Origin of the sequence: Limnohabitans sp. 2KL-51 (assembly GCF_003063645.1) — a bacterium.
Taxonomy (GTDB): domain Bacteria; phylum Pseudomonadota; class Gammaproteobacteria; order Burkholderiales; family Burkholderiaceae_C; genus Limnohabitans_A.
This window is the reverse complement of sequence record NZ_NESJ01000013.1, coordinates 53,051-67,311: the sequence shown is the minus strand read 5'-3', so window position 1 is coordinate 67,311 and position 14,261 is coordinate 53,051. Positions and strand designations below refer to the sequence as shown.

At 59.9% G+C, this 14,261-nt stretch carries 14 protein-coding genes; 5 read left to right on the top strand and 9 right to left on the bottom strand.

The genetic code is table 11. The features are described 5' to 3' along the window. Positions 1-18: 18 nt before the first annotated feature. From B9Z49_RS14500 to senB, 6 genes are all read right to left on the bottom strand, one after another. Complete coding sequence (locus tag B9Z49_RS14500; protein WP_108354146.1) at positions 19-594, bottom strand: carboxymuconolactone decarboxylase family protein; 576 nt, start codon at positions 592-594, stop codon at positions 19-21. A gap of 66 nt (positions 595-660) precedes the next feature. After that, positions 661-1,413 (bottom strand): ABC transporter substrate-binding protein, encoded by a 753-nt coding sequence (locus B9Z49_RS14495; protein ID WP_108354145.1) that lies wholly within the window; start codon positions 1,411-1,413, stop codon positions 661-663. Between the two features lie 134 nt (positions 1,414-1,547). Next, on the bottom strand, positions 1,548-2,246 hold the full coding sequence (locus tag B9Z49_RS14490; protein WP_108354144.1) for a haloacid dehalogenase type II: 699 nt from the start codon (positions 2,244-2,246) through the stop codon (positions 1,548-1,550). Beyond that, complete coding sequence (locus tag B9Z49_RS14485; protein WP_199225070.1) at positions 2,243-2,923, bottom strand: cupin domain-containing protein; 681 nt, start codon at positions 2,921-2,923, stop codon at positions 2,243-2,245. The genes B9Z49_RS14490 and B9Z49_RS14485 overlap by 4 nt, the downstream gene beginning before the upstream one ends. A gap of 14 nt (positions 2,924-2,937) precedes the next feature. Beyond that, complete coding sequence (gene selD / locus B9Z49_RS14480; protein WP_108354143.1) at positions 2,938-5,304, bottom strand: selenide, water dikinase SelD; 2,367 nt, start codon at positions 5,302-5,304, stop codon at positions 2,938-2,940. Then, a complete protein-coding gene (gene senB, locus B9Z49_RS14475; RefSeq protein ID WP_108354230.1) occupies positions 5,305-6,285 on the bottom strand; it encodes a selenoneine biosynthesis selenosugar synthase SenB in 981 nt (326 codons plus the stop codon). 73 nt (positions 6,286-6,358) lie between these two features. Between senB and senA the strand changes: the two genes are divergently transcribed. Further along, a complete protein-coding gene (gene senA / locus B9Z49_RS14470) occupies positions 6,359-7,507 on the top strand; it encodes a selenoneine synthase SenA (protein ID WP_233254638.1) in 1,149 nt (382 codons plus the stop codon). Between the two features lie 4 nt (positions 7,508-7,511). Here the strand turns inward: senA and B9Z49_RS14465 are convergent, their stop codons facing one another. Then, positions 7,512-8,525, bottom strand: coding sequence for a Gfo/Idh/MocA family protein (locus B9Z49_RS14465; protein ID WP_108354141.1), 1,014 nt, complete (start codon positions 8,523-8,525; stop codon positions 7,512-7,514). Next, positions 8,525-9,421: an NAD(P)-dependent oxidoreductase gene (locus B9Z49_RS14460; RefSeq protein ID WP_108354140.1), complete on the bottom strand. Its 897-nt coding sequence runs from the start codon at positions 9,419-9,421 to the stop codon at positions 8,525-8,527. The genes B9Z49_RS14465 and B9Z49_RS14460 overlap by 1 nt, the downstream gene beginning before the upstream one ends. 262 nt (positions 9,422-9,683) lie before the next feature. Between B9Z49_RS14460 and B9Z49_RS14455 the strand changes: the two genes are divergently transcribed. The 4 genes from B9Z49_RS14455 (at position 9,684) to B9Z49_RS14440 (ending at position 13,411) form a co-directional block, all read left to right on the top strand. Then, positions 9,684-10,673 carry a TRAP transporter substrate-binding protein gene (locus B9Z49_RS14455; protein WP_108354139.1) on the top strand — a complete coding sequence of 330 codons (990 nt, stop codon included), beginning with the start codon at positions 9,684-9,686 and terminating at the stop codon, positions 10,671-10,673. A 67-nt stretch (positions 10,674-10,740) separates the two neighbouring features. Beyond that, positions 10,741-11,232, top strand: a complete 492-nt coding sequence (locus B9Z49_RS14450) for a TRAP transporter small permease (RefSeq protein ID WP_108354138.1) — start codon at positions 10,741-10,743, stop codon at positions 11,230-11,232. Beyond that, complete coding sequence (locus B9Z49_RS14445; RefSeq protein WP_108354137.1) at positions 11,229-12,548, top strand: TRAP transporter large permease; 1,320 nt, start codon at positions 11,229-11,231, stop codon at positions 12,546-12,548. The genes B9Z49_RS14450 and B9Z49_RS14445 overlap by 4 nt, the downstream gene beginning before the upstream one ends. Before the next feature lie 14 nt (positions 12,549-12,562). Beyond that, on the top strand, positions 12,563-13,411 hold the full coding sequence (locus B9Z49_RS14440) for a TauD/TfdA family dioxygenase (RefSeq protein WP_108354136.1): 849 nt from the start codon (positions 12,563-12,565) through the stop codon (positions 13,409-13,411). Positions 13,412-13,427: 16 nt separating this feature from the next. Here B9Z49_RS14440 and B9Z49_RS14435 read toward each other — a convergent pair whose 3' ends face one another. Next, positions 13,428-14,192 (bottom strand): SDR family NAD(P)-dependent oxidoreductase, encoded by a 765-nt coding sequence (locus tag B9Z49_RS14435; protein ID WP_108354229.1) that lies wholly within the window; start codon positions 14,190-14,192, stop codon positions 13,428-13,430. Positions 14,193-14,261: the final 69 nt, after the last annotated feature.

The following is a 14,261-nucleotide window of genomic DNA, read 5'->3' as shown; positions in this document are numbered from 1 at the left end:
GAAGCTTCGTTCAGGCCTTCAGTGGGGAAACGGTGCAATGCCCGGTGCGGCGTTGTCCGGCAGTTCGCGGCGCGTGGTGTTCATGACCATGGCCAGCAAGCTGTAGTAACCGCAGTGCGCCGTCATGTCGATGACGCCCTGGTCGCCAAACATCTTTTGTGCAGCTGCCCAGGTCACGTCGCTCACCGACTGGTTGTGCAGCAGCTCTTGCAAAAAGTCGTACACCACGGCTTCTTCGGCCGTCATGTTCGGCGGGCGGCGGCCTTCGGCAATCGCGTCACAAGTCTCTTCGCTCACACCGGCTTTCATGGCGATGGGCTTGTGGATGTGCCATTCAACTGGCTGAGACCAATGGCGCGCCACCACCAGCACGGCAAATTCCGAGTTGTGCAAACCCACGGTGTTGTCGTAGCGCAGGTATTCCCCCACTTTTTGCAAGCGGCGCATCAGCTCGGGGCTGCGCATCAAAGGCACAAAGGGGCCAGAGAGTTTGCCTCTGGGCCCGCTGACGAGTTCGTCCACCGCCGCACGTTGTGCTTCGGTCATTTGTTCACGCGGGATTTCGGGCAGGCGGTCGGTTTTGGAGGAGGTCATCGGTCTGTTTCTTCTTGGGGTGGGTTGAAAGATCAAACCCCAATTTATCACCGGACCTGGCGGCCCTCAGTCGTGTGCGCGATAGCCCGGCGGCGCCACCGCCGCGCCCTGGATCTGGTGCCGCACAAAGGCCTGCGCAACCCAACCCGATTGCTTGGCGTCTTCCACAAAGCTGTTCAAAAATTGCCGCGCTGGTTCGCTGCGCTGCGCGGGCATGCCCATGGCCTGGTGGATGACCATGAAACGGCCGGGCAGCAGGCGCACGCCGCCCAAGCGCTGGGCATCGGCTTGCAGTTGTTGCTTCACGCCTGCGGCCACTTCGAGCTGCTGGGCCATGAACACATCGACCACGGCGGGCGAGCTGGGCGCACGCACGATGGGGGCGTGTTTCAGGTGGCGGGTCAAAAACAAATCGTAAGCGCTGCCTGCACCGACTGTCACGCGGTGGTTGGCTTGGTCGACTTCGCTGTTGCTTTGCAGTGGCGAGTCGTTGCGCACCATGTAAGCCCCTTCGATTTGCACATAGGGCGGTGAAAAATACAGACCTTCGCCGCGCACTGGGTCAATGGCAAAAAAGCCGATGTCGGCGGCGTCGGCGCGCACGCACTGCACCGAGTCGTCGGCTTTCTTGAACACCCGCCATTCAATGCCCAAGCCCAGTTGGGCCGCCAGTTTGCGCGACAGATCGGCCGAAATGCCCGAGGGCTCGCCTGCGGCGTCGAGCCCGGCGAGCACGGGGTTGCCCAGGTTGATCGCCACGCGCAAAACGCCGCCGGGAGCGAGTTGATCGACCAAAGAGGCTGCAGAGGGAGTGTTCATGGTTTGAGCGAAAAATGGAATGAAAAGTGAAGGTCTGTTTTAAAAACGCGAGCCGTTCAGTGGGCTGACAAGTTCCAGGTGACATGAGCTAGGTGACATGAGCCAGGTGACATGTGCCATCCCGTGCTGCCGTTTCACCCCAAGACTTGGAGCACTGCCGTCAAGTCGCGCCCGGTGTGATGCGGTGCCGGTCCAATGGCTTCGGCAGGCAGACCTTGGCGGTTGACCCACAGTGTGGTGAAGCCAAACCAGGTGGCGCCCAGCGCGTCCCAGGCGTTGCTCGAGACAAACAGCACAGCCGCCGTGGCAAACCCAAAGTGGTCAGTCACGATTTGGTAGCTGGTGGGCGTGGTCTTGAACTGGCGCACGCGGTCCACCGACAACACGGCATCGAGCAGCCCGCTCATGCCCGCACTGTGCACGGCCGACTGCAGCATCTCGGGGCTGCCGTTCGACAAAATGGCCGTGGCAACGCCGCGCTGGCGCAAGCCTTGCAGCACGCCCAGGTTTTCTGGGAAGGGTGAAAGCTGGGCGTATTGGGCCAGCAGCGCGTCTTCATTCGCGTGGGTGTGCGCCAGGCCCAAACGCGCCAGCGCGTAGCGCAGCGAAGCGCGCGTGACGTCCCAAAAAGACTGGTAATGGCGACTGCCTTCGGGGTTGGGGTCGCTCAGCGAGATCAACCGTGTGTACTCGATTTGCTTGTCCCGCCACAGCACCGACAGCGCTGCGCCCTGGCCCGGGTAAAACTCTTCGGCCAAAGCGCCTATCGAATACACATCGAACAAGGTGCCGTAGGCATCGAACACCACCACTCGGATGCTGGGGTGCGTCATGCCAGATGCCCTGTTTTCACCAGGATCAAGCAACCCTCGCGGCTGAAGGGTTGGTGTTGGCTCATGTGCGGGCTGCGCAGCCAGCTGCCTGCGGGGTAGTCGCCGTGTTCGTCGGAAAAAACACCTTCGACCACAAAGATCTCCTCGCCGCCCCAATGCCGGTGCGGGTTGAAAAACGTTTGAGGTGCCCAGCGCACCAGCGCGGTGTTTTGTGTCTCGAAGGTGTTCAGGGGCAAGACCTTCAGGCCTTCCACCATGCCCTGACGCCATTCACTGCGGCGCGTGTCGATGACCACGCGTTCGTTGTCGCGCGCGTCCATATGGCGCAGCTTCACAAACAAGGTGCAGCCCTCTGGCGAGGACGGTGCGTGCGCGCTGCCCACCGGGTTCTTGATGTAGGTGCCGGGGCCGTAGGCCCCGTGTTCGTCGCGCAGCGTGCCTTCGAGCACCAAGATTTCCTCGCCCCCGCCGTGCGTGTGGCTGGCAAACGCCGAGCCGGACGCATAACGCACGATGGAAGTGGCGCGGGCCACTTCGCCACCGTCGCGCTCGAGCATGCGGCGCGATACGCCCGAGGCGGGTGAGTCCACCCAATCGAGCGAGGGGCTGTGCACGATGCAGCGCTGGGTCCGGTCGGCGTTGAGGGTGATGGGGTGGGTGATGTGTTCGGTGGTCATGTCGTTGGAGCAGCTCAGGTTTTCAGCAGAACCGGTTCGATGGCCTCACCTTGCGCGGTGATGCGGCCGATGATGGCGGTGTGCGGGTAGCCTGCCGCCTTGAGCGCTTGCACACAAGCCACCGCTAGCGCTGCGGGCACGCTGGCCAGCAGGCCGCCTGCGGTTTGCGGGTCAAACAGCAAGGGGTAGCGCGGGTCGTTGATGAACTCATCGGCGTTTCGCAGGGCGCGGCGCAGGCGCACATTGGCAGGCTGCAACGAACTGACAATGCCCGCCTGGACGCAGTCCACCGCACCGTCCAGCAGGGGCAGTGTGCTCATGGTCAATTCGGCGTCTACACCCGATGGACGTGTCATCTCGACCAGGTGGCCCAGCAGGCCAAAGCCCGTCAGGTCGGTGCACGCGGTGGCCCCGTAATGGTGCAAAATTTTAGCGCCTGTCTGGTTGGACAGCACCATCGACTGCAATGCCGCAGCGATCCAGCGCCCCTTGGCTGCATATCTCGCGTGGGCAGCGAACAGGGTGCCGGTCCCCATTGGCTTCGTCAGCAGCAGCACATCGCCGGGCTGCATGCCGCCCTTGCGCATCACGCTGTTCATGTTTTCGTCGATCAGGCCGTTGATGGCAAAGCCCAAGGCCAGCTCCGCGCCCTCGCCCGTGTGCCCACCCACCAAGGCGCAGCCTGCGGCGTTCAGCACTTCAATGGCGCCGCTCATCATTTGGGTCAGCAAGTCTTCGACTTTGCGCTCCAGCCCGGGCGGCACGGTGACCACAGCGGTGGCGGTTTGCGGCTCGGCGCCCATGGCAAAAATATCACCCAGCGCGTGGTTGGCCGCCACCTTGCCGAACAAATAGGGGTCGTCGATGAAGGCCCGGAAAAAGTCGACGGTTTGCACCACGGCCATGCCCGGCGGAACGCGCACCACAGCCGCGTCGTCGGGCGAGTGCAGGCCGATCAACACATCGGGGCGGTCGACCGGTTGCAATTGCCCCAAGGCGCGTGACAACACACTGGCGCCTACTTTGGCACCGCATCCCCCACAGCGCATGGCGATGGCCGAGATGGCTTGCAGTGATTCTTCACTCGTCAGTGTCAGGCGCGTGCTGGGTGCCTTGCCTTGGGCCTGGATGTCTTTGAGCAGTTGGCCCATGGCTTGCACGGCTTCGCGGACGTTGGCACCGGGTTGGGCGGGGCCGCCGGCTCCCGGCATGGCAGGAAACTCGGTAAAGCGGCGCATGAACTCTCGGTCAATGCGGTCCTTCCAGCGCCAGACCCAAGCCCCGGCAAAACCCAGCGACCCACGAGAGGCCACGGCGAAGCGGTTTCCGGTGGAAATGAGCGCTAACCATTGGCGTTGCGGATCGTAGGCCAGCAGCTTTTGGCCACGCAGGCTGCGGCGCAAATTCTCGGCCAAGGGCTTGGCCATGCGCACGGCAAACACGCCGGCTTTCTCTAATGGGCGCTCCACAAACGAAGCGATGTCACCTGCGGCAAACACCAGCGGGTCATTCAGGGATTGCAGTTGGGGGTGCACCAGGATGAAGCCGTTTTTGTCCAAAGCCAGTCCGGTGCTTTGCAGCCATTCGGGGCCACCGGCCTGGGTGACCCACATCGTTTCGTCGGCATCGAAGGTGCGGCCGTCGCGCGTGTGCAGACAGCCGGGCGAGACCTGCACCACCTCGGCATGGGTGTGCACGGCGACGTTGCGTTCTTGCAGAACCTTAGAAAAGTGCGCGCGCACGCCCGGGTTGTGTGTAGGCAAAATGTGTTCGCCTGAACCCAGCAGTACAAATTGCAGGTCTTCTGGATTGCGCACCAGGGCCCTGAATTCGTTGCGCAAGCGGTATTGCATGGACAACACCAGTTCGATACCACCCGCGCCTGCGCCGACCACGGCAATCGTCATGGGGCCTCGGTGTGCGGGCCATTGACGGGCCTTGTCCATCAGGGCCAACCAACGCTGGTTGAACTGCGCAATGGGCTTGACGGGCACGGCCAGCGCCTGTGCGCCATCGACCTGCCGCATTTGCGGGGTCGAGCCGATGTTGATCGACAACAGGTCGTACGGCACGGGCGGGCGGTTTTTGCAAATGACTCTTTGGCTCTTGCGGTCGATGCTGATCACGGCATCCTGGACCAGGCGTGCACCGGCAAACGCGCAGAGGCGACCCAGGTCGATGTGCACCTCGTCAAAGCTGTAGTGGCCCGAAATGTAGCCGGGCAACATGCCCGAGTAAGGCGTGTCAATGTCGGTGCAGATCAAGGTGATGCGCACGCCCGGTTCGGGCTTCATGGCGAACATGCGCAGCACGCCCACATGGCTGTGGCCGCCGCCTACCAGCACCAGATCGCGCAGCACGGGTTGATTGGAAGATTGCATTCAAAGGGTCCAGAGGTCTTGCACCCAGCGGTGCAAGGCGGCGCGTTCGGCCTGCGGTTCAAACAAGGGCGCGCGCAAAGCGCACTGATGCTGCAAGTGTGCCACCAGAGATTGACCGGTTTGTGGTGATTGGCACGCCAGCAGCAAATCGACCAAAGCTTTGGCGTTGCCCGGCTCAAACAGGCCAGCGTAATTTTCGCCCATCAGGCCCACATTGCCGTCGATGCGCGAGGCCAGCACGGGGGTGCCGCTGCAAATCGCCTCCATCAGCACATGTGCGCCGCCTTCCATGCGGCTGCAGTGCACCAGCAGGTGGGCGCGCTGGATGCGCTGCAGGGTTTGGGCATGGGGCACAGCCCCGAGCCAACGGTAATGTGGGCACTGCGCCTGCGTGGCCTCTGCGGCTTGGCCCAGCACGGCATCCAGCGGTGCGCCAATGTGGTCGATGAACACGCCCGCGTCTGGGTGCAAAAGGCGCGCAGCAGCCATCAGGGTCAGCGGGTCTTTTTCTTCGCGCAAATGGCCCACCATCACCAAGCGCAAGTGGCGCGTGGTTTTGGGCAAAGTCTGGCGCGTACCGGTGGACTGAAAGATGACCCTCGCCTTGGCGTGGTGTACGGGTGGCAAGGCCTTGACCCCCAATTCTTGCAGCACCACCAGCGAATGGGCCAGCATCAAAGACTGTTGGGCCAGGGGGTCATGGCCGATGTCGCGGTAAAGGTCGGTGCCGGTGAGTACCACGCCCAAGCCGCGCTGGCCGTGCGTGGTGTGCCAGGCTTGCACCGAGTCGGCTGAGCGGCGCGCGTGCAGGGCCAGCATCACATCATCCGGCGAGGTCAAGGCCTCAGCGTCGGGCCATTGCCGTACGATGCGGGCAAAATGAGGCCGAAGCAGGTGCTGCCAACGGCGCGCCGTTTGCCAGTTCCCGTTGTTGGCGTCGGCCAGGGCAGGGCTGACAATGACCACACGAAGTTTTTGCATGGGCAGTTTATACATGAGCAGCAGTACCAAAGCCCCCCCCAGGCAGACGAATCCCCACCGCTTGAATGGACCCGTGACCAACCCCTGGCGCACGGCCAACGCCGAGACCTTGGCACAAGCCCTGAGCGACACGCGCCAGCGCACGCTGGGTTTGATCCAGGCTTGGCAAGCGGCGCTGCCCGATCTGGCCGTGCCACCCCGGCCCGGCATGAACCCGCCCCTGTGGGAGTGGGGTCACATCGCCTGGTTTCAGGAATGGTGGACGGTGCGCAACCGACAACGCTACGAAGGCACCCGCAGTGCCTCCTTGGGCGATGGCTTTGGGCCTTCGCTCATGCCCCGTGCTGATGCGCTCTACAACTCCAGCGAGGTGGCGCACGACAGCCGCTGGTCGCTGCCGCTGCCCGACTTGCAGCACACCCTGCGCTATCTGGCCGAGGTGCTGGCGCACAGCCTGGCCCATTTGCGGGCCGCGCCCGAGTCCACGGACGAGGCGCTTTACTTTTGGCGCTTGGTGGTGCAGCACGAGGCCATGCACAACGAAGCTTGGGTTTACATGGCGCAAGACCTGGGCCTGGATTTGCCCGAAGCCTTGTGCGTGGGGCACGCCCACGCTGACACGGTGGCTGTTTCAACAAGCGCTTTGCACATCCCCGCCCAAGTTTGGACCTTGGGCCACAGCGGGCCTGGTTTTGCCTTTGACAACGAATACCAGGCCCATCCGGTGACGCTGGCCGCTTTTGAGATCGATGCGATGGCCGTGACCTGGTCGCAGTACCTGCCCTTTTTGCAGGCCATGGGCCATGCCCTCACGCCACATGTGCGATGCGTGCAAGGCGATTGGCAAGTGCGGCGCCTGGGCCAGTGGGGGGCAATCGACCTGAACGCCCCTGTGGTGCATGTCAACGCAGCCGATGCCCAGGCCTGGTGCGAATGGGCAGGCAGGCGTCTGCCCACCGAAGCCGAGTGGGAGTGCGCCGCTCAGCACCCAGGCTTTTCGTGGGGCCAGGTGTGGGAATGGACCGGCAGCGACTTTGTGCCTTACCCCGGCTTTGCGGCACACCCCTACCGCGATTATTCAGAACCCTCGTGGCACCACCACCGAGTGCTGCGCGGGGCTTGCGCCGCCACCTCGGCGCATGTTGTGGATGTGCGCTACCGAAACTTCTTTGCGTCCGAGCGGCGCGATATTTTTGCGGGGTTTCGTTCGGTCAAGCTTTGAGGTTTCAGGCGTTGGACATCTGTCCCTTGCGCAGCAGTTCGTCAATCAGCAGATGGGTTTTCAGCGCATCATCGGCGGTGACCCGAGGTGCTCGGTTTTGTTCGATCGCGTCGATGAAATCGGTCAACAACTCGCGGTGCGGTTCGTGTGAAAAATCCATGATGTTGGCGCCGCTGCCGGTGCCCCCCTCGCTGCGCACGGTCAAGGGTTCACCCTGCAAAAAGTTCACCTGCAGATCGGCGCCGCTAAGCCTTGCGCTGCCCAAAGTGCCAATCACCTCGATTGTTTCCGGGAAGCCCGGATACATGGCGGTGGTGGCCATCAGGTCACCGGGTGCACCATTGCCCAAAACCAACAGTGCGCTGACGTGGTCTTCGGTTTCCATCTGGTGCAAACGGGTTTGCCGCACCACCGAGGCCGTGACCGATTTCACCCCCACCAGCGCCTGAAACAGGTTCAGGGTGTGGATGGCCTGGGTCAGCAACACACCGCCGCCGTCGCGTGCCAACGTGCCCCGGCCCAGTTCGTTGTAATAAGCTTGAGAACGCCACCAGGGCACACGCACCGATGCGGCCTGGATTTCACCCAGGCGTCCTGTGTCCAGCACCGCCTGAAGGGCCACCGATGCGGGACGGAACCGGTGCTGCAGCACCACCCCTAAATGCAGTCCGCTTTGACGGGCCAGCGCGGCCAGTTGCTGTGACCTCTCAAGATTGAGTTCCAGCGGTTTTTCGAGCAAAACATGTTTGCCTGCGGCAAAGCAGCGTTGGCAGATATCCAAGTGGGTGGACGGTGGCGTGGCCACCATCACCGCCTGAACCTGTGGGTCTGCCAGGGCCTCGTCCAAGCTGCTGACCAAGCGCACCGTGCCGGTGTAGGGCCGGATGCGATCAGGGTGAGGTTGGCGCGTGACGGCATAGCGCAGGTCAATGCGCTCGCTCAGGTCTTGCAGGCTGCGCAGGTGGGGCTGGGTGGCTGCACCCAGGCCCACCAGGGCCATGCCCAGGCGTGCGCTCATCAACGACCCGAGCCGATTTTGACTTGGTTGATTTGCGCTTGGGCTTTGACCAGTGAAGGCACCATTTCCTGTCCATAACCCAAAGCGCAGGCCGTCACCAGACTTTGGTGCACGCTGGTGCCGACCAATGAGGGCGCTTTGACACTTTCGGTCAGGTGCACGTAGTAACGCAAGTCCTTGGATGCGTTGTTCAGCTCGAACTTCAGGCCGGTGTAATCACCCTCCAGTGTTTTGGCCATGGCCTGAAACAAACCTGAGTTGACCGCGCCGGCCGACACCACGCGCACCAGTTGGCCTAAATCGATCCCGGCCTTGGCACCTACCGCAAAGGCTTCGGCTGCAGCCGTGGTGATGGCCTGCCCGAGAAAGTTGTTCAGCAGCTTAATGACATGGGCTGAGCCCATCTCACCGACGTGGAAAATATTTTCGCAATAGGCCTTGAACACCGGCTCCAGACGGGCAAAGACTTCGGGCGATGCGCCGACCATGGTGTTGAGTTTGCCGGCCTCGGCCTCCACGGGGGTGCGCGCCAACGGGGCATCGACCAGGGTCATGCCCACGGCCTGGCAGCGTGCCGCCAGGCGGCGGGTTGAATCGGGCTCGCTGGTGGACGCGTCGATGACAATCAAGCCCGCTCGGGCTTGGCTCAATAAGCCGATGGGGCCTTCCAAAGCGGCCTCGACCTGCGGCGAGCCGGTCACGCAAATGATGACCGCATCACAGGCCGTCAGATCGGCATGGCGCTCTACCAGTTTGGCCCCTGCGGCCAACAAATCCTGCAAAGGCTCGAGCCGCGAATGTGCGGTCAGGGATACCTGAAAACCTTTGGCCAACAAATTTTTGGCTATGCCGTGGCCCATCAGGCCTGAGGCCCCTATAAAACCGATGTGTTTCATGAGTCTCTTTCGTATGATGAATCAAAAAATACCAACCCCAAGTTGATCCCGGCTGGCGCACTTAAGGGCCACCATGCTCTTGCGCGAGGTGGGGTTCAAGTTATCACTTCCGGTAGGGCCGGGACCAGCGCTCGAGGACACGTTGGAGACAGTTGGGCAGATGACCTATGGTTTACCCCAAGACTGTTGAAGTTGCTTTGGCCTAAAGTTAAAAAAGCAGCACATTGAAGTTGTTGTTCCGATCAATACAGGAGACAAAGAGATGAAAGTTTTGAAACCTTTGCTGGGCGTGGTGCTCTCTTCGATCATGGCCTTGAGCGCGCACGCGCAACAAGCGGCCATCACATTGCACGGTGCCTCACAGTTTGGCGACGACCATGCCTTCACCAAAACCATGGTCAAGTTCGAAGAACTGGTGAAAAAATACTATGGCAAACCTGTTAACTTTGTTCTGCACAAAAACAGCGAACTGGGTTTGGAAAAAGATTACTTTGCCTACATGAACCAAGGCAAGGCGGTGGACTTTGCGATTGTGTCGCCAGCCCACATGTCCACCTTCTCCAAAGCAGCGCCCTTCATTGATGCGCCGTTTTTGTTCAGTGACCTGAACCACTGGAACAAGGTGTTGGACCAAGACATCCTCAAGCCGATTGCAGACGAAGTGGAGCAAAAAGCCGAAGTCAAATTGATCGGTTATGCCGGCGGTGGTGTGCGCAACATCTTCTCGAACAAATCAGCCGGTAATTTGGCCGACTTGAAAAACCTCAAGGTGCGCGTGCAAGGTGCACCCATCTGGAGCCGCACCTTTGGTGCTGTGGGCATGACCCCCACGGTCATCGCATACAACGAGGTGTATAACGCCATTCAAAACGGCGTGATCAATGCGGGTGAAAACGAAGCCGCCGGTGTGGAAGCCATGAAGTTTTTTGAAGTGGCCCCCAACATCCTGATGACACGCCATGCCATCACCATTCGTCCCCTGTGCTTTTCAGTCAAGACGCTGAAAAAACTGCCCGCAGACCTGCAAGCAGCGATCGTGAAGGCCGGCAAGGAGGCGGGTGCTTTTGGTCGTCAGATCGAGTCGTCTGAAGACCAGGCCAAGCTTGACAAGTACGCCAAGGAAGGCAAGCTCAAGCAGGTGCCTTTCGCACAGCGCGCTGAAATGCAAAAGCTGGTGGACCCGGTCATGGCCGCTTACGCCAAAGAGGTGGGTGCTGACGCCATCTACGCCAAGATCAACTCAATGAAGTGAAGTGCATCCCCGGCGGCGGCCATGCGGCTGCTGCCTCGTGTTTGACCGTGCTCCCCAGAATTTGCCCATGAATAAATTGCTGCACTTGATCGACAGTTTTCTGTCGTTTCTATTGATTTTCGTGGTGTTGCTGTTGTTGGTGCCGGTGAGCCTGCAAATTTTTTCCAGATACACCGATCTTATTCCCAGGTACATGTGGACCGAGGAAATGAGCCGGTTTTTCTTTGTTTGGCTCATCATGTTGGGCGCCACCTTGGGCGTGCGAGAAAAAATGCACTTTGATGTGGATTTTTTGCCTAAATTGTCAGCCAAGGCCGATCGCATCTTGCTGTTCTTTTGTCAGTTTTTCATGCTTATTTTTTCCGGCGTGATTTTCTACTGGGGCATTGAGTTCACCAAATTTGGCTGGAACCAGACATCCGAGTTGGCCGATATGCCGATGTGGTGGATCTTCATTGCCTGGCCGATTTCCGGCTTCTTGTGGATCGTCTTTTTGTTGCATCACATGTTCAGCAAGTCTGTGGGCGATGAAAGCGTGAACCAGGAGTCAGTCGTTTGACCTCAGCATTGTTTTCGCCAGGAATAGCCGCCATTGTCCTCTTCGGAGGTTTCTTTTTTCTTTTGGCGATCAGGGTTCCGGTGGCCTTTGCATTGGGCCTGGCTTCTTTGCCCGTCCTGCTGCTGGAGCCTCGTCTGTCACCGATGGTCTTGTTCAATGAGACTTTCAAAACCTACAACTCCTTCATTTTGTTGGCGGTGCCGTTCTTCCTTTTGACGGCCAATTTGATGAACGGCGGAGGCATCACCGTGCGCATGATGCGATTGTCCAGGGCGCTGGTGGGCCATTTCCCAGGCGGCTTGGCACAGATCAATGTGCTGTTGTCGGTGTTTTTTGCAGGCATCTCGGGTTCGGCCAGCGCCGATGCGGCCGGGCAAGGCAAATTGTTCATTGAGGCACAGGTCAAGGAAGGCTATGACTTGTCGTTTTCGATCGCTGTCACAGCGGTTTCGTCTGTGCTGGCGGTGATCATTCCTCCGTCCATTCTCATGGTGGTTTGGGGGGGCGTGATCTCCACCTCGATTGGTGCGATGTATTTGGCGGGCATTGTGCCGGGTGTGCTACTGTGCTTGGCCCAAATGGCCACCGTGCACGCCTATTCGGTCAAGCGCAATTACCCGGTCTACCCGCGCGCCAACTTCACTGAAATTGTCAAATCAACGCTTGTCGCCATTCCAGCCTTGCTCACCCCGGTGATCATCGTGGGGGGTATTTTGATGGGCTGGTTCACGGCGACCGAGTCGGCAGCAGCGGCGGTGTTGTATGCCGCAGTGCTGTCCCTGCTGTTTTACCGCGAAATGGGTTTCAAGCAGTTCATGGCTGCCGTGTTGGACACGGGAAAATTGTCGGCCGTGGCATTGTTCTGTGTGGGCACAGCCTCGGTTTTTGGCTGGCTGTTGGCCTACTACCAAATTCCCAAAGCCTTGCTGACCAATGTCCAAGCTTGGGGCATGGACGTGATTGGCGTCGGCATTTTCATTGCGGCAGCCTTCCTGATTGTGGGTTGTTTTCTTGATGCGATTCCCGCCATCATCATCGTGGGCACCACCTTACAACCTTTGGCCCAATCGGTGGACATGCACCCTGTGCACTTTGCCATCATTGGCATTTTGTCTTTGGCCTTTGGCTTGGTCACGCCACCGTATGGCATGTGCCTCATGATTTGTTGTGCGGTGGCCAAGGTGCCGCTCAGGTATGCCTTGAAGGACACCATGATCATGGTGGTGCCCATGCTGGTGGTATTGTTTGCGGTTATCGTCTTTCCTGAAATTGCTTTGTTTCTACCTCGAATTTTTTCTCCCGAAATGATCAACTGACATAAGCCGATGCCATGACTTTGTTGACGCCGTTGAGTGATGTGTTGGGCGCCCGCATCGACGGGCTGGATGTGTCCGCACCCCTGGACGCCCATCAAAGTCAGTGGTTGGCGGACGCCTTGCATCGGCACGGCTTCATCGTGCTGAAAAACCAGTCGTTGACGCCAGCCGAGATGGTGACATTTGCCAAACAATGGGGCAGACCTTCGCCCCATGTCATTGACACTTTTCACCACCCGCAAGATGCCAACATCCTGATCCTTTCAAACGTGTTCAAGGACGGCAAGCCCACGGGGCTGGTGGATGCGGGCACGTATTTCCACACCGATTATTCTTATCTGGACGATGTGGCGCGCTGCACCATCTTGCATGCCCAAGACGTGCCGCCCGCGCCCAACGGCACCACCTTTGCCAACCAGGCCAAGGCCTATGCCGACTTGCCCTCGGGCATGAAAGAAAAAATCAAAGGCTTGGTGGTCAAGCACCACTATGGCAACCGCGACAACCTGGACAAACAATCCCGAAGCGTCGCGTCTGTGCTCAATGCCGAGCAAGCCCAAAGGGTCAATTGGGTGCGTCACCCGCTGGTCAGGCCACACCCTTTCACCGGGCAGCTTGCGCTGTACGCGGTGAGCGGCAGCTCTTTTGGGATTGAGGGCATGCCCGATGACGAGGCCCTGGACTTGTTGCGTGAACTGGCAGCACATGCCACGCAGGACAAATACTGCTACACCAACAATTACGAAAATGGCGATGTCATCGTCTGGGACAACGCTTTGCTGTTGCACAGCGCACCCTTGATCGACCTGACCCGGCCACGCACCTTATGGCGCGTGACCGTGCTCAACCCTCAAGGGCATTGAGCATCAGGGCATTGCATCAGGGCATGTACTGCCCGCCGTTGACCTCGATGATCTGGCCGGTCACGTAGCCCGACATCTGTTCTGAGGCCAGGTACACAAAAGCACCCGCACATTCTTCTGCTGTTCCCAATCGGTTCATGGGAATCGTGGCCCTGAATCCTTCGAGCATTTGCGGGGTTGAAAAACGTTCGTGAAATGGGGTGGTGATGACGCCTGGCGCCACGGCATTGACGCGGATGTTGTCCTTGACCAGTTCCTTGGCCAGCCCCCGTGTCATGGTGGACACAAATCCCTTGGAGCCTGCATACAGCGAGGCGCCTGCGCCGCCTCCGTGACGCGCAGCCACAGAGGTCACGTTAATCACCACACCGCCTTGGCCTTGCTGGCGCATGGCCGCTACCGCGGCGGCCGTGCACATCATGGCCGAGCGCACGTTCAGATACACCACGTTGTCAAACAGCTCATCGGTGATCTCTTCAATGGGGACCCGTTGCACCAAAGCGCCAGCGTTGTTGATCAGAATGTCGATGCGGCCAAAAGCCTTGACGGTTTCGTCCACGAGCCGTTGGCATTGTGCCGATTCGAGCACATCGCCTTTGAGCAAGATGGCCTGCGCGCCCGTGGCCTTGACGCGGCCCAGGACTTCTTCGGCAGGCCCTTGGCTGCTGTTGTAATGCACGGCCACGCGGGCGCCCAACTTGCCAAAGGCCACGGCGGCGGCTGCGCCGATGCCCGTGCTCGAGCCGGTGATCAGAACCACTTTGTCTTTCAGATCGTTCAACATGCAAGTCTCCTATTTATTGAATATGAACCCAGCATGAGCGCTGGTCTGGATTCATTATGGGCAGGC

Bases quoted from the DNA above. Each gene is read 5' to 3' on its own strand.
- B9Z49_RS14500 (WP_108354146.1), bottom strand. From the start codon at position 594: ATGACCTCCTCCAAAACCGACCGCCTGCCCGAAATCCCGCGTGAACAA.
- B9Z49_RS14495 (WP_108354145.1), bottom strand. From the start codon at position 1,413: ATGAACACTCCCTCTGCAGCCTCTTTGGTCGATCAACTCGCTCCCGGC.
- B9Z49_RS14490 (WP_108354144.1), bottom strand. From the start codon at position 2,246: ATGACGCACCCCAGCATCCGAGTGGTGGTGTTCGATGCCTACGGCACC.
- B9Z49_RS14485 (WP_199225070.1), bottom strand. From the start codon at position 2,923: ATGACCACCGAACACATCACCCACCCCATCACCCTCAACGCCGACCGG.
- selD (WP_108354143.1), bottom strand. From the start codon at position 5,304: ATGCAATCTTCCAATCAACCCGTGCTGCGCGATCTGGTGCTGGTAGGC.
- senB (WP_108354230.1), bottom strand. From the start codon at position 6,285: ATGCAAAAACTTCGTGTGGTCATTGTCAGCCCTGCCCTGGCCGACGCC.
- B9Z49_RS14465 (WP_108354141.1), bottom strand. From the start codon at position 8,525: ATGAGCGCACGCCTGGGCATGGCCCTGGTGGGCCTGGGTGCAGCCACC.
- B9Z49_RS14460 (WP_108354140.1), bottom strand. From the start codon at position 9,421: ATGAAACACATCGGTTTTATAGGGGCCTCAGGCCTGATGGGCCACGGC.
- B9Z49_RS14455 (WP_108354139.1), top strand. From the start codon at position 9,684: ATGAAAGTTTTGAAACCTTTGCTGGGCGTGGTGCTCTCTTCGATCATG.
- B9Z49_RS14450 (WP_108354138.1), top strand. From the start codon at position 10,741: ATGAATAAATTGCTGCACTTGATCGACAGTTTTCTGTCGTTTCTATTG.
- B9Z49_RS14440 (WP_108354136.1), top strand. From the start codon at position 12,563: ATGACTTTGTTGACGCCGTTGAGTGATGTGTTGGGCGCCCGCATCGAC.